This window comes from Kitasatospora viridis (genome assembly GCF_007829815.1).
GTDB classification, from domain to species: Bacteria; Actinomycetota; Actinomycetes; order Streptomycetales; family Streptomycetaceae; genus Kitasatospora; species Kitasatospora viridis.
On the sequence record NZ_VIWT01000001.1, the window covers coordinates 4,835,713 to 4,856,695 of the forward strand.

Annotated in this window: 19 protein-coding genes; 16 read left to right on the forward strand and 3 right to left on the reverse strand. The window is 72.3% G+C overall.

The genetic code is table 11. The features are described 5' to 3' along the window. Positions 1 to 47 precede the first annotated feature (47 nt). The 16 genes from FHX73_RS45655 to FHX73_RS21895 all read left to right on the forward strand — a co-directional run bounded on the left by FHX73_RS45655 (position 48) and on the right by FHX73_RS21895 (position 17,633). A complete protein-coding gene (locus FHX73_RS45655) occupies positions 48 to 344 on the forward strand; it encodes an HGxxPAAW family protein (RefSeq protein WP_211786233.1) in 297 nt (98 codons plus the stop codon). Positions 345 to 505: 161 nt separating this feature from the next. Beyond that, positions 506 to 943, forward strand: a complete 438-nt coding sequence (locus tag FHX73_RS21835) for a DUF2752 domain-containing protein (protein ID WP_145906616.1) — start codon at positions 506 to 508, stop codon at positions 941 to 943. Positions 944 to 1,191: 248 nt separating this feature from the next. Further along, the gene (gene trpC / locus FHX73_RS21840; protein WP_145906617.1) at positions 1,192 to 1,998 is read left to right on the forward strand and encodes an indole-3-glycerol phosphate synthase TrpC; all 807 of its coding nucleotides are present in this window, start codon (positions 1,192 to 1,194) and stop codon (positions 1,996 to 1,998) included. Between the two features lie 5 nt (positions 1,999 to 2,003). Next, positions 2,004 to 2,162 (forward strand): tryptophan biosynthesis modulator TrpM, encoded by a 159-nt coding sequence (gene trpM / locus FHX73_RS47665; protein WP_425461410.1) that lies wholly within the window; start codon positions 2,004 to 2,006, stop codon positions 2,160 to 2,162. A gap of 36 nt (positions 2,163 to 2,198) precedes the next feature. After that, entirely contained in the window at positions 2,199 to 3,434 is a 1,236-nt protein-coding gene (gene trpB / locus FHX73_RS21845; RefSeq protein ID WP_145906618.1) for a tryptophan synthase subunit beta, read from the forward strand. Then, on the forward strand, positions 3,431 to 4,246 hold the full coding sequence (trpA, locus tag FHX73_RS21850) for a tryptophan synthase subunit alpha (RefSeq protein ID WP_145906619.1): 816 nt from the start codon (positions 3,431 to 3,433) through the stop codon (positions 4,244 to 4,246). The genes trpB and trpA overlap by 4 nt, the downstream gene beginning before the upstream one ends. Positions 4,247 to 4,438: 192 nt before the next feature. Beyond that, complete coding sequence (locus FHX73_RS44840) at positions 4,439 to 4,615, forward strand: hypothetical protein (RefSeq protein WP_170304994.1); 177 nt, start codon at positions 4,439 to 4,441, stop codon at positions 4,613 to 4,615. Between the two features lie 142 nt (positions 4,616 to 4,757). Beyond that, on the forward strand, positions 4,758 to 5,231 hold the full coding sequence (locus tag FHX73_RS21855) for a MauE/DoxX family redox-associated membrane protein (protein WP_145906620.1): 474 nt from the start codon (positions 4,758 to 4,760) through the stop codon (positions 5,229 to 5,231). 72 nt (positions 5,232 to 5,303) lie between these two features. Then, positions 5,304 to 6,167: a DsbA family protein gene (locus FHX73_RS21860; protein ID WP_145906621.1), complete on the forward strand. Its 864-nt coding sequence runs from the start codon at positions 5,304 to 5,306 to the stop codon at positions 6,165 to 6,167. Between the two features lie 117 nt (positions 6,168 to 6,284). Next, positions 6,285 to 7,202 carry a prolipoprotein diacylglyceryl transferase gene (gene lgt / locus FHX73_RS21865; RefSeq protein WP_145906622.1) on the forward strand — a complete coding sequence of 306 codons (918 nt, stop codon included), beginning with the start codon at positions 6,285 to 6,287 and terminating at the stop codon, positions 7,200 to 7,202. 204 nt (positions 7,203 to 7,406) lie between these two features. Then, complete coding sequence (locus FHX73_RS21870) at positions 7,407 to 8,147, forward strand: VIT1/CCC1 transporter family protein (RefSeq protein ID WP_145906623.1); 741 nt, start codon at positions 7,407 to 7,409, stop codon at positions 8,145 to 8,147. Between the two features lie 419 nt (positions 8,148 to 8,566). Beyond that, on the forward strand, positions 8,567 to 13,180 hold the full coding sequence (gene gltB / locus FHX73_RS21875; RefSeq protein ID WP_246213640.1) for a glutamate synthase large subunit: 4,614 nt from the start codon (positions 8,567 to 8,569) through the stop codon (positions 13,178 to 13,180). Then, positions 13,173 to 14,633 carry a glutamate synthase subunit beta gene (locus FHX73_RS21880; protein ID WP_145906624.1) on the forward strand — a complete coding sequence of 487 codons (1,461 nt, stop codon included), beginning with the start codon at positions 13,173 to 13,175 and terminating at the stop codon, positions 14,631 to 14,633. Before gltB ends, FHX73_RS21880 begins: the two co-directional genes overlap by 8 nt. A 260-nt stretch (positions 14,634 to 14,893) precedes the next feature. After that, positions 14,894 to 15,763: a helix-turn-helix domain-containing protein gene (locus FHX73_RS21885; protein WP_145906625.1), complete on the forward strand. Its 870-nt coding sequence runs from the start codon at positions 14,894 to 14,896 to the stop codon at positions 15,761 to 15,763. A gap of 57 nt (positions 15,764 to 15,820) precedes the next feature. Continuing rightward, positions 15,821 to 17,278, forward strand: a complete 1,458-nt coding sequence (locus FHX73_RS21890) for an aldehyde dehydrogenase family protein (RefSeq protein ID WP_145906626.1) — start codon at positions 15,821 to 15,823, stop codon at positions 17,276 to 17,278. A 55-nt stretch (positions 17,279 to 17,333) separates the two neighbouring features. Further along, positions 17,334 to 17,633 carry a hypothetical protein gene (locus FHX73_RS21895; protein WP_145906627.1) on the forward strand — a complete coding sequence of 100 codons (300 nt, stop codon included), beginning with the start codon at positions 17,334 to 17,336 and terminating at the stop codon, positions 17,631 to 17,633. A 68-nt stretch (positions 17,634 to 17,701) separates the two neighbouring features. Here the strand turns inward: FHX73_RS21895 and FHX73_RS21900 are convergent, their stop codons facing one another. Genes FHX73_RS21900 through FHX73_RS21910 form a run of 3 tightly spaced genes read right to left on the reverse strand, consistent with a single transcriptional unit; the run spans position 17,702 to position 20,974 of the window. Further along, a complete protein-coding gene (locus FHX73_RS21900; RefSeq protein ID WP_145906628.1) occupies positions 17,702 to 18,190 on the reverse strand; it encodes a hypothetical protein in 489 nt (162 codons plus the stop codon). Next, positions 18,177 to 19,850: a vWA domain-containing protein gene (locus FHX73_RS21905; RefSeq protein WP_145906629.1), complete on the reverse strand. Its 1,674-nt coding sequence runs from the start codon at positions 19,848 to 19,850 to the stop codon at positions 18,177 to 18,179. Before FHX73_RS21905 ends, FHX73_RS21900 begins: the two co-directional genes overlap by 14 nt. Continuing rightward, on the reverse strand, positions 19,847 to 20,974 hold the full coding sequence (locus FHX73_RS21910) for a substrate-binding domain-containing protein (protein ID WP_145906630.1): 1,128 nt from the start codon (positions 20,972 to 20,974) through the stop codon (positions 19,847 to 19,849). Before FHX73_RS21910 ends, FHX73_RS21905 begins: the two co-directional genes overlap by 4 nt. Between the last annotated feature and the right edge of the window lie 9 nt (positions 20,975 to 20,983).

Sequence of the window (20,983 nt, forward strand, 5' to 3'; positions counted from 1 at the left end):
CGCAACAATGGTGGGTGACAGACCCGCGGAACCAAGGAGTACCCAAGATGTCGAGCCACGCCCACGGACACACCACCGCTGCCTGGACCGGCGTGGTCGTCTCCTTCGCCGGTTTCTGCGTCTCCGGTGTCGGCATGATCATGGCCTCCCCGATCATCGTGATCGCCGGCCTGGTGGTCGTGCTCGCCGGTGGTGCGGTCGGCCTGGCGATGAAGGCGGCGGGCATGGGCAAGCAGCCGGACCCGCAGATCGAGAAGTACAAGGCCGAGTTCCGCGCCGCGCGCGCCGCCGGTGCAGCCACCGCCGCGGCCCCCGCCGAGGCGGTCACCGCCGCCGCGCACTGACGCCGGATCAGCCTTCTGCCCCGCGGACCGGGGCGCCCGCCGACAGCGGCGGGCGCCCCGGTCCGCGCGCGTTCGCGGCCCCCGGCGTACGGCCGGGCGCGCACCCCGCCGCGCGTGTGGCGGTGCGCGTGCCGGCAGCCGGGCGGGGCAGAATCAGCACCGTGACCGCCCACAGCCCCACCGCCGCCCGCCCGGTCCTGCGCCGGCTGGCCCGGCCCTTCGCCGCGCTCGGCGCCCTCGCGCTGCCCACCGCGTACGTCGCCACGGTCGACCCCAACTCGGCCGGCCACTACCCGACCTGCCCGTTCCTGCGGGCCACCGGCTGGTGGTGCCCGGGCTGCGGCGGGCTGCGCTGCGTGCACGCGCTGACCCGGGGCGAGCTGACCACCGCGGCGCACGACAACCTGCTGGCCGTGGTGCTGTTCGCGATCGTCGGGGTGCTCTGGGTGCGCTGGGTCTTCGCCGCGCTGACCGGCGGCCGGCCGCCCCGGGTGGAGTTCGGGCCGGCCCGGGCGACGGCGCTGGTGCTGCTGCTGGTGGCCTTCACGGTGCTGCGGAACCTGCCGATCGGCGCCCACCTGGCACCGCCGGCGGTCTGACCGGCCGGCGTTTCCCGGTGGTCCGCCGACCGGTCGGCCCACCGTGACCTGCGGACCCTCCCCCCGGCCGAAGGCTGGGGGAGGGTCCGCAGGGCGAGACGCGCGCCGGGCGGATGCGTTCCGCGCCCCCCGGTGCCGATACCATCGAGATGCCGACGGGGGTGGCGCTCAAGTTGCTGCCGCGACCGTCCGGCTGCGGATTCGGCTGGACTGACCAGCTGAGCCGAGGGAAGGGAGAGGCGGGCGCAATGAGCGTGCTCGACGACATCGTCGCCGGTGTCCGGGAGGATCTCGCCGAGCGACAGGCCCGGGTCCCGCTGGACCAGCTCAAGGAGCTGGCCGCGAAGGCGCCCGACGCCAAGGACGGCGTGGCCGCACTGCGCGGCGAGGGCGTGCGGGTGATCTGCGAGGTGAAGCGCTCCAGCCCGTCCAAGGGCGCGCTGGCCGCGATCGCCGACCCGGCGGCGCTGGCCGCCGACTACGCCGCGGGCGGTGCCGCCGCCATCAGCGTGCTCACCGAGCAGCGCCGGTTCGGCGGTTCGCTGGCCGACCTGGACGCGGTCCGGGCCGCGGTGGACACCCCGCTGCTGCGCAAGGACTTCATCGTCACCGCCTACCAGCTCTGGGAGGCCCGCGCGCACGGCGCCGACCTGGCGCTGCTGATCGTCGCCGCGCTGGAGCAGCCGGCCCTGGTCTCGCTGATCGAGCGGGCCGAGTCGATCGGGCTGACCCCGCTGGTCGAGGTGCACGACGAGGAGGAGATCGCCCGCGCGGTCGACGCCGGCGCCCGGATCATCGGCGTCAACGCGCGCAACCTCAAGACCCTTGAGGTGCACCGGGACACCTTCGCCAACGTGGTGCACGCGATCCCGGACCACGTGGTCAAGGTCGCCGAGTCGGGCGTGCGCGGGCCGCACGACCTGATCGCCTACGCCAACGAGGGCGCCGACGCGGTGCTGGTCGGAGAGTCCCTGGTGACCGGCAAGGACCCGCGGGCGGCCGTCGCCGACCTGGTCGCGGCCGGCGCCCACCCGGCCCTGCGGCACAAGGGCTGATCGACGTGTCGTTGAGCGCCCGCCTCGCCCCCGGCTGCCGCCCGCGCGGCTGCCGCGCGCCCGCGCGCCGGGTGCTGGGGCGGCGGGTGCGCTACGTGATCGGCTGTGAGCCGGGCCAGGTGCCCGGGCGCCGATGGCGCCGGACGGACCGTCACACCGGCTGACCCTCCGTCCGACCACCAGTCAAGGATCATTCACCCATGTCAGAAAATCTGACGGGCCCTCAGGTGCCCGACGCCCGGGGCTACTTCGGTGCCTACGGCGGCCGCTTCATCCCCGAGGCGCTGATCGCCGCGGTCGAGCAGGTCGCCGAGGAGTACGAGAAGGCCAAGCACGACCCGGCCTTCACCGCCGAACTCGACCTGCTGCTCAAGGACTACACCGGCCGCCCGAGCGCGCTCACCGACGTGCACCGGTTCTCCGCCGAGGCCGGCGGCGCCCGGGTGCTGCTCAAGCGCGAGGACCTCAACCACACCGGCTCGCACAAGATCAACAACGTGCTGGGCCAGGCCCTGCTCACCCGCCGGATGGGCAAGACCCGGATCATCGCCGAGACCGGCGCCGGCCAGCACGGCGTGGCCACCGCCACCGCCTGCGCGCTCTTCGGCTTCGACTGCACCATCTACATGGGCGAGGTGGACACCGAGCGCCAGGCGCTCAACGTCGCCCGGATGCGGATGCTCGGCGCCGAGGTGGTGGCCGTGAAGTCCGGCAGCCGCACCCTCAAGGACGCGATCAACGAGGCCTTCCGCGACTGGGTGGCCAACGTGGACTCCACCCACTACCTGTTCGGCACGGTGGCCGGCCCGCACCCGTTCCCGGCCATGGTCCGCGACTTCCACCGGGTGATCGGCGTGGAGGCCCGGCAGCAGGTGCTGGAGCGCACCGGCCGGCTGCCCGACGCGGTGGTCGCCTGCGTCGGCGGCGGCTCCAACGCGATGGGCATCTTCCACGAGTTCATCCCGGACGCGGGCGTGCGGCTGATCGGCTGCGAGCCGGCCGGCGAGGGCCTGGAGACCGAGCGGCACGGCGCGACCCTGACCAAGGGCACCCCGGGCGTGCTGCACGGCATGCGCACCTACGTGCTGCAGGACGAGGACGGCCAGACGGTGGAGAGCCACTCGATCTCGGCCGGCCTGGACTACCCGGGCATCGGCCCCGAGCACGCCTGGCTGAAGGACACCGGCCGGGCCGAGTACCGGGCCGTCACCGACGACGACGCGATGCAGGCGCTGCGGCTGCTGTCGCGCACCGAGGGCATCATCCCGGCGATCGAGAGCGCCCACGCGCTGGCCGGCGCGCTGGTGCTGGGCCGTGAGCTGGGTCCGGACGCGACCATCCTGGTCAACCTCTCCGGGCGCGGCGACAAGGACATGCACACCGCCGCCGAGTACTTCGGCCTGTACGACGACGCCGCCCAGGGGGAGAAGCGATGACCTCGAAGCTCAGCAGCATCCTCGCGGCCACCAAGGCCGAGGGCCGGGCCGCGCTGATCGGCTACCTGCCGGCCGGCTTCCCGACCGTGGACGGCGGCATCCGGGCGGCCAACGCCCTGATCGAGGGCGGCTGCGACGTGGTCGAGGTCGGCCTGCCGCACTCCGACCCGGTGCTGGACGGCCCCACCATCCAGACCGCCGACGACATCGCGCTGCGCGGCGGGGTGCGGATCAAGGACGTGCTGCGCACCGTGCAGGAGGTGGCCGGCACCCACCCCGCGGCGGCGGTGCTGGTGATGACCTACTGGAACCCGGTCGACCAGTACGGCATCGCCCGGTTCGCGGCCGACCTGGCCGCCGCCGGCGGGGCCGGGGTGATCCTGCCGGACCTGCCGGTGGAGGAGTCCGCCCAGTGGCGGGCGGCCGCCGCCGAGCACGGCCTGGACACCGTCTTCGTGGTCGCGCCGTCCAGCAAGGACCCCCGGCTGGCCGAGGTCACCGCGGCCGGCAGCGGCTTCGTCTACGCCGCCGCGGTGATGGGCGTGACCGGCTCCCGGGCCCAGGTCGGCGAGTTGGCCGAGGACCTGGTGGCCCGCACCCGGGCCGTCACCGAGCTGCCGGTCTGCGTCGGCCTCGGCGTCTCCACCGGGGCCCAGGCGGCCCAGGTGGCCGGCTTCGCCGACGGAGTGATCGTCGGCTCGGCCTTCGTCCAGCGGATCCTGGACGCGGGCGCGGACGAGGCGGCCGGGCTGGCCGCGGTCCGCGCGCTGGCCGGCGAGCTGGCGAAGGGCGTGCGTGCGCGCCTGAACTGACGTCCGCGGCACCTGACGGCCCGTCGCCCCCCGCACCCGGGGGCGGCGGGCCGTTGCCGTGCGCTCACCCGTCCAGGTGAAATCCCGGGCGCTGACGTGCCATCAGGGCCCTGGGAGGCGTTGCACCGGGTGAATGCGGGGAATGCTTCCGGTCCCCCCGTTCGTACACCTGCAACCGCTGGAGGCGAGGTCGTGGCACGGGTCCACCGCGCGGTCATGCTCCGGGCCGTCGCCGCCGCACTGGTGCTGATCGCGGCCTGGAGCAGCGAGCACGTGGTCGGCCATGCGCTGGCCCGGCGGGGTGCGGAGCTGGCGGCCCACCACAGTACCCAGCACCGGCCTGCGGACCGCGGGAGCGACCGCCACTGACGCACCGTCAGAACCACGTTCACCCGAACGGGCTAATGCGACATTTTGGTCCATCCGGCCCGAATCCCCTACGGTTCGTCAGGTAGCTCCGGCGGGCCCCCGTCGGCTGGGGGCCGGTCGTCGTCGGAGTGGGGTGGGCAGCATGCGTCGGGTGGTGGACGGGCCGGTGGCCGAATGGATCAGCACCGCCGTGCGGTTGGGGCTGGCCGTGGTCTGGGCCTGGGCCGGACTGGCCAAGATCTCCGACCCGGCGGTCGCCGCCCAGGCGGTGCGGGCCTACCGGATCCTGCCCGAGGGGCTGGTCAAGCCGGTCGGCTACGGGCTGCCCTTCCTGGAACTGGCCCTGGCCCTGCTGCTGGTGCTCGGTCTCGGCACCCGGATCGTCGCGGTGATCTCCATCGTGCTGCTGCTCACCTTCATCGCCGGGATCAGCTCGGCCTGGGCCCGCGGCATCTCGATCGACTGCGGCTGCTTCGGCGGCGGCGGCGCGGTGGACAAGTCGCAGACCGAGTACGGCCAGGAGATCGCCCGCGACTGCGGGTTCCTGCTGCTCGCGCTCTGGCTGGTCTACCGGCCGCGCTCCAAGGCCTCGCTGGACGGCTGGCTCGCCCTGTGACCGGGCCGGCCCGCCCGCCCGCGCCCATTCGAACGCCGTGCCCAACCGAGAAGACCCGGAAGCTGATGTCAGGTGAGTGAGAAGAACCGAGAAGGCAAGCGCACCGCCCGCGAGCGGATGCAGGAGGAGCGGGCCGCCCAGGAGGCCCGGGACTCCCGGCGCAAGAAGCTGCTGGCGGTCGGCGCGGTGCTGGTGGTCATCCTGGCCGGCGTCGGCATCGGCATCGCGGTGCAGAGCAGCCGCTCCAGCTCGGACGTGCCCAAGGCCTCCCCGGCCGGCACGATCGGCAAGAACAACCTGATCGTCCCGGACGGACCGGCCAACGCGCCGTCCACCCTGACCGTCTACGAGGACCCGCGCTGCCCCGCCTGCGGCGCCTTCGAGCACGAGTTCTCCGCCACCGTGGACCAGCTGCAGGACCAGGGCAAGCTCTACGGCAACTACCACATCGTCTCGTTCATCGACCGGCACGACAGCGGCAAGGGCTCCAAGAACGGTGCCAACGCGCTGGGTTGCGCCCAGGACGCGGGCTACTTCCGCGCCTACCACGACGTGATGTACAAGAACCAGCCGGACGAGACGGTGGACACCTGGAAGGACAAGTCCAAGCTGATCGACCTGGCCAAGCAGGTGCCGGGGCTGGACTCGCCGACCTTCGAGAACTGCGTCAACACCAACCACTTCGGCAGCTGGGTCTCCGCGGTGGAGCAGGACTTCGACAAGTCCGGCTACACCTCCACCCCGACCATCCTGCTCAACGGCAAGCCGATCTACCCGAAGAACGGCACCGAGGACATCACCCCGGACAACCTGGTGAAGTGGGTCAACGAGGCCAACCAGGGCAAGCCGCTGGGCACCACCGGCAGCGCCTCGGCCAGCCCGGCGCCGACCAGCACCGCCGTGGCGAGCACCCCCGCGCAGAGTCCGTCGAGCTGACCGGGCCCCGGACCGAGGCCGGTTCGGACACGCACCCCCCAGGCAGGGACCCGTGTCCGAACCGGTACGGCCGGTGGTTCGGGTTAGCGGTCACGACACGGTAGCGTCGGTGGTGCCATGGAACTCGCTTACATCCCGAGCCCGTCGCGGGGCGTCATCCACCTCGGACCGATCCCGCTGCGCGCGTACGCCTTCTGCATCATCATCGGTGTCGCCGTGGCCGTCTGGCTCGGCAGCAAGCGCTGGGTCGCCCGGGGCGGCGCCAAGCACACGGTGGGCGACATCGCCGTCTGGGCGGTGCCGTTCGGCCTGGTCGGCGGTCGGCTCTACCACGTCATCACCGACCACCAGCTCTACTTCGGCCCGGGGCAGAACCCGTGGAACGCCTTCAAGATCTGGGAGGGCGGCCTGGGCATCTGGGGCGCGATCGCGCTCGGCGCGGTCGGCGCCTGGATCGGCGCCCGCCGCCGCGGCGTGCCGCTGCCGGCCTGGGCGGACGCCGTCGCACCCGGGATCGCGCTGGCCCAGGCCTGCGGCCGGTGGGGCAACTGGTTCAACCAGGAGCTGTACGGGCGGCCGACCTCGCTGCCCTGGGGCCTGAAGATCCACAAGGTGGAGCCGGACGGCACCGTGGTCGACGGGGTCTTCCAGCCGACCTTCCTCTACGAGTCGCTCTGGTGCGTCGGGGTCGCGGTGCTGGTGATCTGGGCCGACCGGAAGTGGCGGCTCGGCCACGGCCGCGCCTTCGCGCTCTACGTGATGGCCTACACGGTGGGCCGGGCCTGGATCGAGTACCTGCGGATCGACGAGGCGCACCACATCCTCGGCCTGCGGCTGAACGACTGGACCTCGATCGTGGTCTTCGCCGGCGCGCTGGCCTACTTCGTGGTGGTCGGCCGGCGGCGCCCGGGCCGCGAGGCGCCCGACTCGATCGACCCGGCCGCGCACGCCGAGTCCGCGGGCGAGTCCGCGGGTGAGTCCGCCGAGGGCGGTACCGAGCAGCCCACCGACCGCGAGCCGAACGGCGCCGGCTGACGCACCGACAGACCGACGCACGCACCCACTGACGCACCGTCACACGGGCCCCGGAGCAGCCGCTCCGGGGCCCGTTGTCCTGTCCCTTGAGACGCTCTCGGGAGAAACCGCAGGTCAGCGAGGTAAGGCAGGACTGGCTTGCTAGAAAGTGTCAGATCCACGCACTACGGTCGAACCGTCACATCGCAGTAGGAGGTCCAGACCATGAGTGCCGTCATCGCCGTACCCACCAGTGAGCCCGCCGCCCCCCGGGTGCCCGACGCCGGGCACCACCGCGACGTCAACGGCGGTTGGCTGCGGCCGGCGGTCTTCGGTGCGATGGACGGCCTGGTCTCCAACTTCGCCCTGATGACCGGCGTGGTCGGCGGGGCCGCCGGCAGCAGCACGGTGATCCTCACCGGCCTGGCCGGACTGGCCGCCGGCGCCTGCTCGATGGCGGCGGGGGAGTACACCTCGGTGGCCTCGCAGCGCGAGCTGGTCGAGGCCGAGATAGCCGCCGAGCGGCTCGAACTGAGCCGCAACCCGTCCGGCGAGCTCGCCGAACTGGCCCAGCTCTACGTGGCGCGCGGGGTGGAGCCGGAGCTGGCCATGGAGGTGGCCCGCCAGCTCACCCGGAACCCGGAGGCGGCGCTGGAGGTGCACGTCCGCGAGGAGCTGGGGGTGGACCCGCACGACCTGCCCAGCCCGCTGGTGGCCGCCGTCTCCTCCTTCGCCTGCTTCGCGGTGGGCGCGCTGGTGCCGCTGCTGCCCTACCTGCTGGGTGCCACCTCGCTGCTGCCGGCGCTGCTGCTCGCGGTGCTCGGCCTCTTCCTCTGCGGTGCGGTGGTGGCCCGGGTGACGGCGCGCAACTGGTGGTACAGCGGGCTGCGCCAGCTGCTGCTGGGCAGCGCGGCGGCGGGTGTGACCTACCTGCTCGGCTGGTTGATCGGCGGCCACGTCGGCTGAGGCCGAAACGACGGCTCGATCGAGTGTGTGGAACATCACGCGCAAACTCGCATAGCAATGCAATTTTACGGCCCGGGGCGTTTTGGACCACAAGTCCAACGCTCCGGGCCGTGTCGTACGAGTGAATTCCCAGGCACGGATCGCATGTCAGTGCTTCCCACGCATTTCGGGTCTGTTTCGCGCCCGGAGCGGCAGGGCACACTGTGGAAGCCCCATCCCCCCGCGTACTGGTCGGTAACGGCGCCTGACCTGCGGTCACGTCCGCCATGTGGACGAAAAATCCCACTTCCCGGGATGTGCGGCATCATGTAACCTGCACGAACTCGCAGAGGGCCAACGTCGTCCCTGTTGCACAGCGCTCGCCGGCCGGTGGCCGGTAGAAGCCCCTCAACTTGCTCATGACGACGACGGGAGAGCCGATGCTGTCTGCATCCACGCCCCCCGCGAACGAGCCCCAGGGCAGCATCCGCTCCCCCTACGCCCTCGTTCCGGATGCGCGACCTGCTGCCCAGGGCCTGTACGACCCGCGGAACGAGCACGACGCCTGCGGCGTCGGCTTCGTGGCCACCCTCACCGGCACGGCCGATCACACCGTCGTCGAGCAGGCGCTGACCGTCCTGCGGAACCTGGAGCACCGCGGTGCCACCGGTGCCGAGCCGGACTCCGGTGACGGCGCGGGCATCCTGACCCAGATCCCGGACGCCTTCCTGCGCGCCAACACCGCCTTCGAGCTGCCGGCCGCCGGCGACTACGCGGTCGGCATCGCCTTCCTGCCCGACGAGGACGCCGCCGAGGCCACCGCCGTCGCCGCGATCGAGGCGATCGCCGCCGAGGAGGACCTGACCGTCCTCGGCTGGCGCGAGGTGCCGACCGCGCCGGACCTGCTGGGCGCCACCGCCCGCTCGGTCATGCCGCGGTTCCGCCAGCTCTTCCTGGCCGGTGAGGGCAAGACCGGGATCGAGCTGGACCGGGTCGCCTTCGTGGTCCGCAAGCGGGCCGAGCGCGAGGCCGGCGTCTACTTCCCCTCGCTCTCCGCCCGGACCCTGGTCTACAAGGGCATGCTCACCACCGGGCAGCTGGAGCCGTTCTTCCCGGACCTGTCGGACCGGCTCTACGCCTCCGCGCTCGGCCTGGTGCACTCCCGGTTCTCCACCAACACCTTCCCGAGCTGGCCGCTGGCCCACCCGTACCGGTTCGTCGCGCACAACGGTGAGATCAACACCGTCAAGGGCAACCGCAACTGGATGACCGCGCGCGAGTCCCAGCTGAGCACCGACCTGATCCCGGCCAACAAGAACGGGCAGGACATCAGCCGGATCTTCCCGGTCTGCACCCCGGACCACTCCGACTCGGCGTCCTTCGACGAGGTGCTGGAGCTGCTCCACCTGGGCGGGCGCTCGCTGCCGCACTCGGTGCTGATGATGATCCCGGAGGCCTGGGAGAACCACGCCACCATGGACCCGGCGCGGCGGGCGTTCTACCAGTACCACGCCAACCTGATGGAGCCGTGGGACGGCCCGGCCTGCGTCACCTTCACCGACGGCACCCGGATCGGCGCCGTGCTCGACCGCAACGGCCTGCGCCCGGCCCGCTACTGGGTCACCGAGGACGGCCTGGTGGTGCTCTCCTCCGAGGTCGGCGTGCTCGACCTGCCGCAGGAGAAGGTGGTCCAGAAGGGCCGGCTGCAGCCCGGCAAGATGTTCCTGGTCTGCCTCAACGAGAACCGGATCGTCCCGGACGAGGAGATCAAGGCCGGCCTCGCCGCCGAGCACCCGTACCAGGAGTGGGTGGAGGCGGGTCAGATCGAGCTCGCCAAGCTGCCCGAGCGCGAGCACATCGCGCACACCCACGCCTCGGTGACGCGCCGTCAGCAGACCTTCGGCTACACCGAGGAGGAGCTGCGGGTCATCCTGGCGCCGATGGCGAAGACCGGCGCCGAGGCGCTCGGCTCGATGGGCACCGACTCGCCGATCGCCGCGCTCTCCGAGAAGCCCCGGCTGCTCTTCGACTACTTCGTGCAGCTGTTCGCCCAGGTCACCAACCCGCCGCTGGACGCGATCCGCGAGGAACTGGTCACCTCCCTGCTCAGCAACATCGGCCCGGAGGGCAACCTGCTGGCCGCCGAGGCCGCGCACTGCCGCTCGGTCGGCATCACCTTCCCGGTGATCGACAACGACGAGCTGGCCAAGCTGATCCACATCAACGCGGACGGCGACCAGCCGGGCCTCAAGGCGGTCACCCTCTCCGGCCTCTACCGGGTCTCCGGCGGCGGCGAGGCACTGGCCGCCCGGCTGGCGGAGATCGCCGCCGAGGCCGACGCGGCGATCGCCGACGGCGCCCGGATCATCGTGCTCTCCGACCGCCACTCGGACGCCGAGAACGCCCCGATCCCCTCGCTGCTGCTCACCTCCGCGGTGCACCACCACCTGATCCGCACCAAGCAGCGCACCAAGACCTCGCTGCTGGTCGAGGCCGGTGACGTCCGCGAGGTGCACCACGTGGCGCTGCTGATCGGCTACGGCGCCAGCGCGATCAACCCCTACCTGGCCATGGAGACGGTCGAGGACCTGGTCGCCCAGGGCACCTTCCTGACCGGCATCGAGGCCGAGAAGGCGATCCGCAACCTGATCAAGGCGCTCGGCAAGGGCGTGCTCAAGGTGATGTCCAAGATGGGCATCTCCACCGTCGCCTCCTACCGCGGCGCCCAGGTCTTCGAGGCGATCGGCCTCTCCCAGGAGACCGTGGACGCCTACTTCGCCGGCACCACCAGCAAGCTCGGCGGCATCGGCCTGGCCGAGATCGCCAAGGAGGTGGCCGCCCGGCACGCCAAGGCCTACCCGGCCTCCGGCATCCCGGCCGCGCACCGCGCGCTGGAGATCGGCGGCGAGTACCAGTGGCGCCGCGAGGGCGAGCCGCACCTGTTCGACCCGGACACCGTCTTCCGCCTGCAGCACGCCACCCGCTCGGGCCGCTACGACGTCTTCAAGCAGTACACCGGCCGGGTCAACGAGCAGTCCGAGCGCCTGATGACGCTGCGCGGCCTGTTCAAGCTCGACGGCAAGGGCCGCGCCCCGATCTCGGTGGACGAGGTCGAGCCGGTCTCCGAGATCGTCAAGCGGTTCTCCACCGGCGCGATGTCCTACGGCTCCATCTCGATGGAGGCGCACGAGACGCTCGCCATCGCGATGAACCGGCTGGGCGGCAAGTCCAACACCGGTGAGGGCGGCGAGGACCCGGAGCGCCTGTACGACCCGCAGCGCCGCTCGGCGATCAAGCAGGTCGCCTCCGGCCGGTTCGGCGTCACCTCCGAGTACCTGGTCAACGCCGACGACATCCAGATCAAGATGGCCCAGGGCGCCAAGCCCGGCGAGGGCGGCCAGCTGCCCGGCCACAAGGTCTACCCGTGGGTCGCCAAGACCCGGCACTCCACCCCGGGTGTCGGTCTGATCTCGCCGCCGCCGCACCACGACATCTACTCGATCGAGGACCTGGCGCAGCTGATCCACGACCTGAAGAACGCCAACCCGCGGGCCCGCATCCACGTGAAGCTGGTCTCCGAGGTCGGCGTCGGCACGGTCGCGGCCGGCGTCTCGAAGGCGCACGCGGACGTGGTGCTGGTCTCCGGCCACGACGGCGGCACCGGCGCCTCCCCGCTCACCTCGCTCAAGCACGCGGGCGGCCCCTGGGAGCTCGGCCTGGCCGAGACCCAGCAGACCCTGCTGCTGAACGGCCTGCGCGACCGGATCGTGGTGCAGACCGACGGCCAGCTGAAGACCGGCCGCGACGTGGTGATCGCCGCGCTGCTCGGCGCCGAGGAGTTCGGCTTCGCCACCGCCCCGCTGGTGGTCTCCGGCTGCATCATGATGCGGGTCTGCCACCTGGACACCTGTCCGGTCGGCGTGGCCACCCAGAACCCGGTGCTGCGCGAGCGGTTCTCCGGCAAGCCGGAGTTCGTGGTCAACTTCTTCGAGTTCATCGCCGAGGAGGTCCGCGAGATCCTCGCCGAGCTGGGCTTCCGCTCGATCGAGGAGGCGGTCGGCCACGCCGAGCACATCGACGCGGCCGCCGCGATCGACCACTGGAAGGCGGCCGGGCTCGACCTGGCCCCGCTCTTCCACGTGCCCGAGCTGGCCGAGGGTGCGGCCCGCCACCGCACCATCGCGCAGGACCACGGGCTCGACAAGGCGCTCGACAACCAGCTGATCGAGCTGGCCGAGGACGCCCTGGAGCGCGGCGACGCGGTCCGGATCCAGCTGCCGATCCGCAACGTCAACCGGACCGTCGGCACCATGCTGGGCCACCAGGTGACGAAGCGTTACCGCGGCGAGGGCCTGCCCGAGGGCACCATCGACGTGACCTTCACCGGCTCGGCCGGCCAGTCCTTCGGCGCCTTCGTGCCGCGCGGCATCACCCTGCGGCTGGAGGGCGACGCCAACGACTACGTCGGCAAGGGCCTGTCCGGCGGCGTGCTGGTGGTCCGCCCGGCCCGGGACGCGGCGGCGATCGGCGCCGACGCCCAGTCGCACGTGATCGCCGGCAACACCATCGGCTACGGCGCCACCGCGGGCCGGATCCACCTGCGCGGCAAGGCCGGTGAGCGGTTCGCGGTGCGCAACTCCGGTGCCACCCTGGTGGTGGAGGGCGTGGGCGACCACGGCCTGGAGTACATGACCGGCGGTCGGGTGGTGATCCTCGGCGAGACCGGCCGCAACCTGGCGGCGGGCATGTCCGGCGGCATCGCCTACGTGCTGGACCTGCGTCCGGCCAACGTCAACGGCGGCATGGTGGGCATCGAGGCCCCCGACGCCGCGGACCGCGAATGGCTGCGCGACACCGTGCAGCAGCACTACGAGGAGACCGGCTCGACGGTGGCCGCCGAGCTGCTCGCCGACTGGGCAGGCGGGGTCTCCCGCTTCTCGAAGATCATGCCGACCGACTACAAGGCCGTGCTCGCTGCCAAGGACGCCGCCGAGCGTGACGGCCTCTCGGAGGCGGAGACCACTCGCAAGATGATGGAGGCGGCACATGGCTGACCCCAAGGGCTTCCTGACCACGCCCAAGCAGCTGGCGGAGCGCCGTCCGGTGGACGTGCGACTGCGCGACTGGAACGAGGTCTACGTCGAGCGCAGCCTGCTGCCGATCATCACCAAGCAGGCCGGCCGCTGCATGGACTGCGGCATCCCGTTCTGCCACAACGGCTGTCCGCTCGGGAACCTGATCCCCGAGTGGAACGACCTGGCCTACCGGGACGACTGGTCCGGCGCCATCGAGCGGCTGCACGCGACCAACAACTTCCCGGAGTTCACCGGGCGGCTGTGCCCGGCGCCCTGCGAGTCGGCCTGCGTGCTCGGGATCAACCAGGACGCGGTGACCATCAAGAACGTCGAGGTCACCATCATCGACAAGGCCTGGGACAACGGCGGGGTGCGCCCGCAGGTCCCGGAGCGGCTGTCCGGCAAGACCGTCGCCGTGGTCGGCTCCGGCCCGGCCGGCCTGGCCGTCGCCCAGCAGCTCACCCGGGCCGGCCACACCGTGGTGGTGTACGAGCGCGCCGACCGGATCGGCGGCCTGCTGCGCTACGGCATCCCCGAGTTCAAGATGGAGAAGCGCCACATCAACCGCCGCATCGAGCAGATGCGGGCGGAGGGCACCCGGTTCCGCACCGGCGTGTCGGTGGGCGAGGACATCACCGGGCAGGACCTGCGCAGCCGGTTCGACGCCGTGGTGGTCGCCGCCGGCGCCACCACCGCCCGCGACCTGCCGGTGCCCGGGCGCGAGCTCAAGGGCATCCACCAGGCGATGGAGTACCTGCCGCTGGCCAACAAGGTGCAGGAGGGCGACTACGTCGACTCGCCGATCAGCGCCAAGGGCAAGCACGTCATCGTGATCGGCGGCGGCGACACCGGCGCCGACTGCCTGGGCACCGCGCTGCGCCAGGGCGCCGCCTCGGTGACCCAGCTGGAGATCATGCCGCGCCCCGGCGACGACCGGCCGGCCAGCCAGCCCTGGCCGACCATGCCGATGGTCTACAAGGTCACCTCCGCGCACGAGGAGGGCGGTGAGCGCATCTACTCGGTGAACACCACCCACTTCAGCGGCGACGAGGACGGCAACGTCCAGGAACTCCACCTGGTCGAGGTCGAGTTCAAGAACGGGAAGTTCGAGCCGGTGCCCGGCACCGAGCGGTCGATCCCGGCCCAGCTGGTCACCCTGGCGATGGGCTTCACCGGGACCGACCAGAAGAACGGCCTGGTCGAGCAGCTCGGCGTCGAGCTCGACGCCCGGGGCAACATCGCCCGGGACGGCAAGTTCGCCACCAACTCCAAGGGCGTCTTCGTCTGCGGCGACGCCGGCCGCGGCCAGTCGCTGATCGTCTGGGCGATCGCCGAGGGCCGCTCCGCCGCCGCCGCGGTGGACGCCTACCTGGGCGGCAAGACCGCGCTGCCCGCCCCGATCCGCCCCACCGACCGTCCGCTGACGGTCTGACCGCGCACCACCCCGAGCTTCACCCCAACCCTCCCGCACACGCCCGCCCCGCGGGCCACCCCGCTGAACCGTCAGAGCCGCCGGTCCCCCAGCGGAGCTCCACCGACGGCGCCTGCCCCCAACCCCGACCGAACCGGGGGCAGGCGCCGTCGCCATGTCCGCGGTCTAAGGTGAACTCACAGCTTTCACCCGGTGCTTGGTGACAGTGCTTCGTGACAGACTTCGGCCGGGCCGGAGAGTGTCAGGGGAGGACAGCGCGGATGAACACCACAGGGCAGAGCGGCAGCGGCGTGACCGTGCGCCGGTTGCTGCTCGGATCCCAGCTGCGCCGGCTGCGCGAGGCGCAGGGAGTCAGCCGGGAGGCCGCCGGTTACGAGATCCGCGCCTCCGAGTCGAAGATCGGCCGGATGGAGCTGGGCCGGGTCAGCTTCAAGGAGCGCGACGTCGCCGACCTGCTCACGCTCTACGGGGTCACCGACCAGTCGCTGCGCGGTGAGCTGATCGGCATGGTGCACACCGCCAACGCCGTGCCCTGGTGGCACGACTACGCCGACGTGGTGCCCGCCTGGTTCCAGACCTACCTGGGGTTCGAGGAGTCGGCCGGTTCCGTCTCCGCCTACGAGGTGCAGTTCGTCCCCGGCCTGCTGCAGACCGAGGAGTACGCCCGCGCGGTGATCCGGCTCGGCGCGCAGGGCGCCCCGGAGCACGAGATCGAGCGCCGGGTCGAGGTGCGGCTGCGCCGGCAGCGGCTGCTCACCGGCGACCGGGCGCCGCACCTGGCGATGGTGATCGACGAGGGCGCGCTGCGCCGGCCGTGCGGCGGGCCGGAGGTGATGCGCGGTCAGCTCGCGCACCTGCTCGACCTCGCCGACCACCCGGGGATCGAGCTCCAGGTGATGCCGCTGGGCCACCAGGGTCTCGGCGCGGAGAGCGGCACCTTCTCGCTGCTCGGCTTCCGCGAACCGGACCTGGCGGACGTGGTCTACCTGGAGCAGTTCACCACCGCGCTCTACCTGGACCGCCCGCGCGAGGTGGCCGAGTACCGGGACACCCTGGCCCGGTTGCGCGAGGAGGGCCTGACGCCGGATCAGAGCCGGAAGCTTCTGGAGACCATGCGTCAAGAAGCCTGACGTATCAGTAAGATGATCGCCTGTCAGCTCGCGCTAGTAGCTCGCTAGGGGTGTCAGGTGTCGCACTTTACGGAACTCGCCCTCCAGTACATCGACGGCCAGTGGCGCCCGGGCAGCGGCTCCTGGGAGATCGTCGACATCAACCCGTTCAACGGTGAGAAGCTCGCCAGCATCACCGTGGCCACCGTCGGCGAGGTCGACGAGGCCTACCGGGCCGCCGAGCGGGCGCAGAAGCAGTGGGCCGCGCGCAACGCCTACGACCGCCGGCTGGTCTTCGAGCGGGCGCTGCGCCTGGTCGAGGAGCGCGAGCAGGAGATCACCGAGACGATCATCGCCGAGCTCGGCGGCACCCACCTGAAGGCCGCCTTCGAGCTCTCGCTGACCAAGGACATGCTGCGCGAGTGCGTGCAGCTCTCGCTGCGCCCCGAGGGCCGGATCCTGCCCTCGCCGGTGGACGGCAAGGAGAACCGGGTCTACCGGCTGCCGGTCGGTGTGGTCGGCGTGATCAGCCCCTTCAACTTCCCGCTCTTCCTGTCCGTCAAGGCGGTCGCCCCCGCGCTGGCGCTCGGCAACGGCGTGGTGCTCAAGCCGCACCAGGACGCGCCGATCACCGGCGGCACGCTGATCGCCAAGATCTTCGAGGACGCCGGGCTGCCGGCCGGGCTGCTCAACGTGGTGGTCACCGACATCGCCGAGATCGGCGACGCGCTGCTGGAGCACCCGGTGCCCAAGGCGATCGCCTTCACCGGCTCCGACCGGGTCGGCCGGCACGTGGCCACGGTGGCCGCCTCGCACTTCAAGCGCTCGGTGCTGGAGCTCGGCGGCAACAGCGCGCTGATCGTGCTGGACGACGCGGACGTGGACTACGCGGTGTCCGCGGCCGTGTTCAGCCGGTTCGCGCACCAGGGCCAGGTCTGCATGGCGGCCAACCGGGTGCTGGTGGACCGCGCCCTGCTGGCCGAGTTCACCGAGAAGTTCGTCGCCAAGGTGGCCTCGCTCAAGGTCGGCGACCCGGCCGACCCGAGCACCCAGATCGGCCCGCTGATCAACTCCACCCAGGCCGACGCGATGACCGCCGAGGTGGACCAGGCGGTGGCCGCCGGCGCGACGGTCCTGCTGCGCGGCAACACCGTCGGCACCCTGATGGACCCGGTGGTGCTCACCGACATCCCGGCCGACTCCCCGGTGCTGCAGCGCGAGCTGTTCGGCCCGGTGGTGGTGCTGGTGCCGTTCGACGGCGAGGAGGAGGCGATCGCGCTCGCCAACAACACGCCGTTCGGGCTCAGCGGCGCGGTGCACAGCGGCTCGGTGGAGCGCGGGGTGCGGGTCGCCCAGCGGATCGAGAGCGGCATGGTGCACGTCAACGACGGGACCATCGCGGACGAGCCGATCGTGCCGTTCGGCGGCGAGAAGAACTCCGGGGTTGGGCGGCTGAACGGCGAGTCCACGGTGGAGGCGTTCACCACGCAGAAGTGGATCTCGATCCAGCACGGGCGCAGCCGCTTCCCGTTCTGAGGCCTGGGTTATCCGGGCATACCATCACAGAAAGACCCTGATGGGAGGCCCGGAGATGACCAAGCGACCGACCGCCACCGGCAGACTCCGCCGCGGCACCCAGGACCTGCTGGAACGGCGGGGCATGCTGACCGCCGCCGACCGGCCCCGGCTGGTCGGGCCGTTCCTGCACACCACGCCGCAGCCGGCCAAGGGCGCGGGCTACGGCGGCTACGCGGCACTCGGCGCCGAGGGCCCGTTCGCGCACGGCGGGCAGCGCGGCACCGAGGAGCGCGCCCGCACCGGCGCCCTGCCCGCGCACGCCGAGCTCAAGGGGCACCGCCACCGCGGTGCCGAGCACCACTCCGCGCACTGAGCGCGCACGGCACGGCCCCCACCGCACCGGGGCCGTGCCACGTGTGCCCGGGGGAGGCTGACGGCCCGTCAGGCCAGCCGCTCGACGGCGCGGGCCACCCGGCGCAGGAACTCCGGCGTCGGCTCGGCGCCCTGCGGCTCCAGGCGCCACCAGCTCAGCGCCCGCTCGTACCAGTCCAGGGTGCCGGTCAGCGCGACCGCCACCGCGTCCAGCCGCCGCCCGGCCAGGGCGCCGTCGGCCGCGGTGAGCAGCTCCCCGGCCGCCGCGGCCGCCTCGGCCGGCCACTCGCCCGCCGGCGCCCGCCGCCAGTCGGCGAGTTCGGCGGCCAGCGCGGCCAGCCGCGGGTCGGGGGGCCCGGGCGGGTCGGTCTCCTTCCGGAAGGCCACCCCCAGCGCCGCCCCGGCGCCGTACAGCGCACCCGTGGTCGCCACCGTCCACAGCCCCAGGTCCGCCGCCAGCCCGGTCGCCAGGCCCAGCACGGCCGCCCCGCTGCCCAGGTAGTGGGCCCGGCTGGAGAACCAGTCGGCCACCCGGACCGCCGGCCTACTGGTAGCCACGGATCTCCTCGAAGACGTCGCCCAGCGACCCCGACATCCCGTCGAAGAGCTTGCCCCCGGTGAGGTCGGCGATGCCCTGCAGCTGGCTCACCGCGGCCTCGCCGAACCTGATCGGGAAGACCGGGACCGCCTGTTGGGCCGCCGGCAGCGCCTGGTGGAAGGCGGTGAACCGGTCGGCGGTGGCGCCCCGGTTGTTCTCGCCGTCGGTCATCAGCACGATCGAGGTGAACCGGTCGTCGCCGGCCGCCGACTGCTGCTGCGCCAGCAGTTGGTAGGCGGCCTCCAGGGTGCTGTAGATCGCGGTGTCGCCGCCGGCGGCGAGGCTCTGCACGTCCGCGTTGATCGCCGCCAGCTCCTGGCCCGGGTCGGTGTCCGGCACCTGGTGCACGTGGGTCCACTTCACCGTGTCGGCGAACGAGATCAGGGTGATCTCCTCGCGCTCCCGGAAGCCGTCCGGCGCCGGGCTGCCGTCCGCGCCGGTCAGTGCGCCCAGCGCGGTCTTCAGCGCGGCCAGCCGCGGGCCCGCCATCGAGCCCGAGGTGTCCAGCACGTAGGCCGTGCGGGAGGGCCGGCGCAACTGGTTCTGATAGGCGCCGAGCAGCCCGTCGGCCACCTCCCGGCTGCCCGGGAACGGCAGTTCGGGCCGCGGGTCGGTGGCCAGCCCGGCCCCCGGCGACACCCCGGCGGTGACCGGACGGCGCTCCGTGGTGTCGCTGATCTTCTGCTGCACCTCCGGGCGCAACAGGTAGGCGGTGAGCCGGTGGAAGGCGTCCTTGGCCTGGTCGGCGGCCGAACTCAGCAGCGCCAGCGGGTAGTCGGCGGTGACCACGCCGTCGGCCGGGCGGATCACGGTCAGTTGGGCGTCGTTCGGCAGCGTCCGGTTGTACTCCAGCAGCACCGACTCGTAGTTGACCAGCGCGTCCACTCGAACGCCCGGGCCGCCCTTGGCCGCCCGCTGGTAGGCCTCGGCCAACCAGCCGGAGGAGCCGGAGGTGAGCTTCTGGCCGGCGAAGAAGGAGCGCAGCGCCGGCTCGGCCTTCGCCACGTCCGCGTCGGTCAGCGCCGACTGGGCGCCCGAGAACGCCGAGGCCAGCCCGATCAGCGCGGACAGGCCCGAGTTGGACTGCGCCGGGTCGGTCATGCCGAAGGTCAGCCGGCCCTGCCCGACCGCGGTGCCGATCTGCGCCCAGGTCACCGTCGCCGGGTTCCAGCCGAGCGCGGCGAGCACCGGGGAGCGCACCCCGAAGGCCACCGGGGAGACCATCACCGGGGTCTCCGAGAGCAGCTTGCCGGCCGCCGTGCGGTCCAGCCGCAGGTAGCGGTTGGAGGCGAACCAGAGCGCGTCGTACACCCCGTCGGCCTGGCCCGCGCCGACCGTGCGGGCGCCCTGCTGCGTGCCGGTGTAGGTGAGCTTCGCGGTCACCCCGGTGGCCTTCGCGGCGTCGTCCAACACCGGTTGCAGGTCAGACAGTTCGCTGCCGCCGAGCACCCGTAGGGTGTAGGCGGCCCCGCTGGGGACCGGTGCGTCGGTGCGGGCGTCGGTCGGGGCTCCGCTCGGCGCGGGCTTCGGGCGGTGCGAGCCGTCGGAGCAGCCGGCGGCCGCCAGCACGGCGGCGGCCAGCGCGCCGAGCGCGGCGCGGCGGGGGAGCGCGGAGGTCATTGCGGGCACTCCGAATCGGCGGGTGCGGTGGCGTCGGTCGAGGTCGCGGTCGCCGACAGGCAGTGCAGGATCGAGGTGGTCGGCGAGGGCGGCTGGATCACCTGGAGGCTGCTCAGGTCGGCCGGGAAGCGGTGGTCCTGCGCGGACCTGTGCCGCAGGTCGGTGGCGAGCAGGCCCGGCGCGGTGGCCGGGCGGAAGCCGAACTGCGCCTCCAGCGCGACCAGCGCCGGGTCGCCCTGCAGGGCCTTGGCCACCCGGTCGGCGACCGGGGTCAGCTCCACCACCGTGTGGTTGGTCTGGATGTCGTAGTCCGGGTAGAGGATCACCGCGTTCGGGTCCAGCGTGCCGTTCAGCGCCTGGGCCGCCGCCTCGGACTCGTAGGTCCACACCAGCGGCAGGCCGAAGTGCGCCGTGAAGTGCTGGAACAGCGGGTCGCTGCTGTCCGGTTGGGCGCCCTGCTCCTGGGTCAGTTGGCGGACCAGCGGGGTGACCCCCTGCACGTCCTGCTTGGTGGCCACCACCCGCTCGCCGTTGGCCAGGTAGGACATCACGGCCAGGTAGAAGGCGCCCGAGGAGGAGCTGCTCGGGTTGGTGGTGTCGATGTAGATGTCGCCGGCCAGGTCGCCCGGGCGCTTGCCCTGGGGGAGTTGGGCCCAGGTGGTGCCGCCCCGCACGTCGGTCAGGTACTGCCGCATCCGGAAGATCCAGCTGCCGTCCGGCTGCGGCTCGGCCAGGCCGTTCTGGCGCAGGAAGTCGGCCACGTCCGAGGTGGTGACCACCACCAGCGGGGAGTAGAACGGCTCCGCCTGGATCCCGCCGATCGTGGTCGGGATCGACTTGGCCGCCACCGAGCTGGCCGGCATCGCGAAGTCGTAGTGCCCGCCCTTGACCATGTCGGGCATCTGCCAGGAGCCCGCGGTGTCGGTGTCCACCGCCAGGCCCAGCTTGGCGAACGCGTCCTTGACCCGCTGGTCCGCGAAGAAGGCGCCCTTCTCCGATCCGATCAGTCCGTGCACCCGGGTCAGCGGCGGCGTCGAGCCGCAGCAGACCTTCGCCACCACCACGACCACCACCGCCGCGACCAGCGCGAGCGCGATGCCGATCCCCATCAACTGCCGACGCATGCCGAGCGG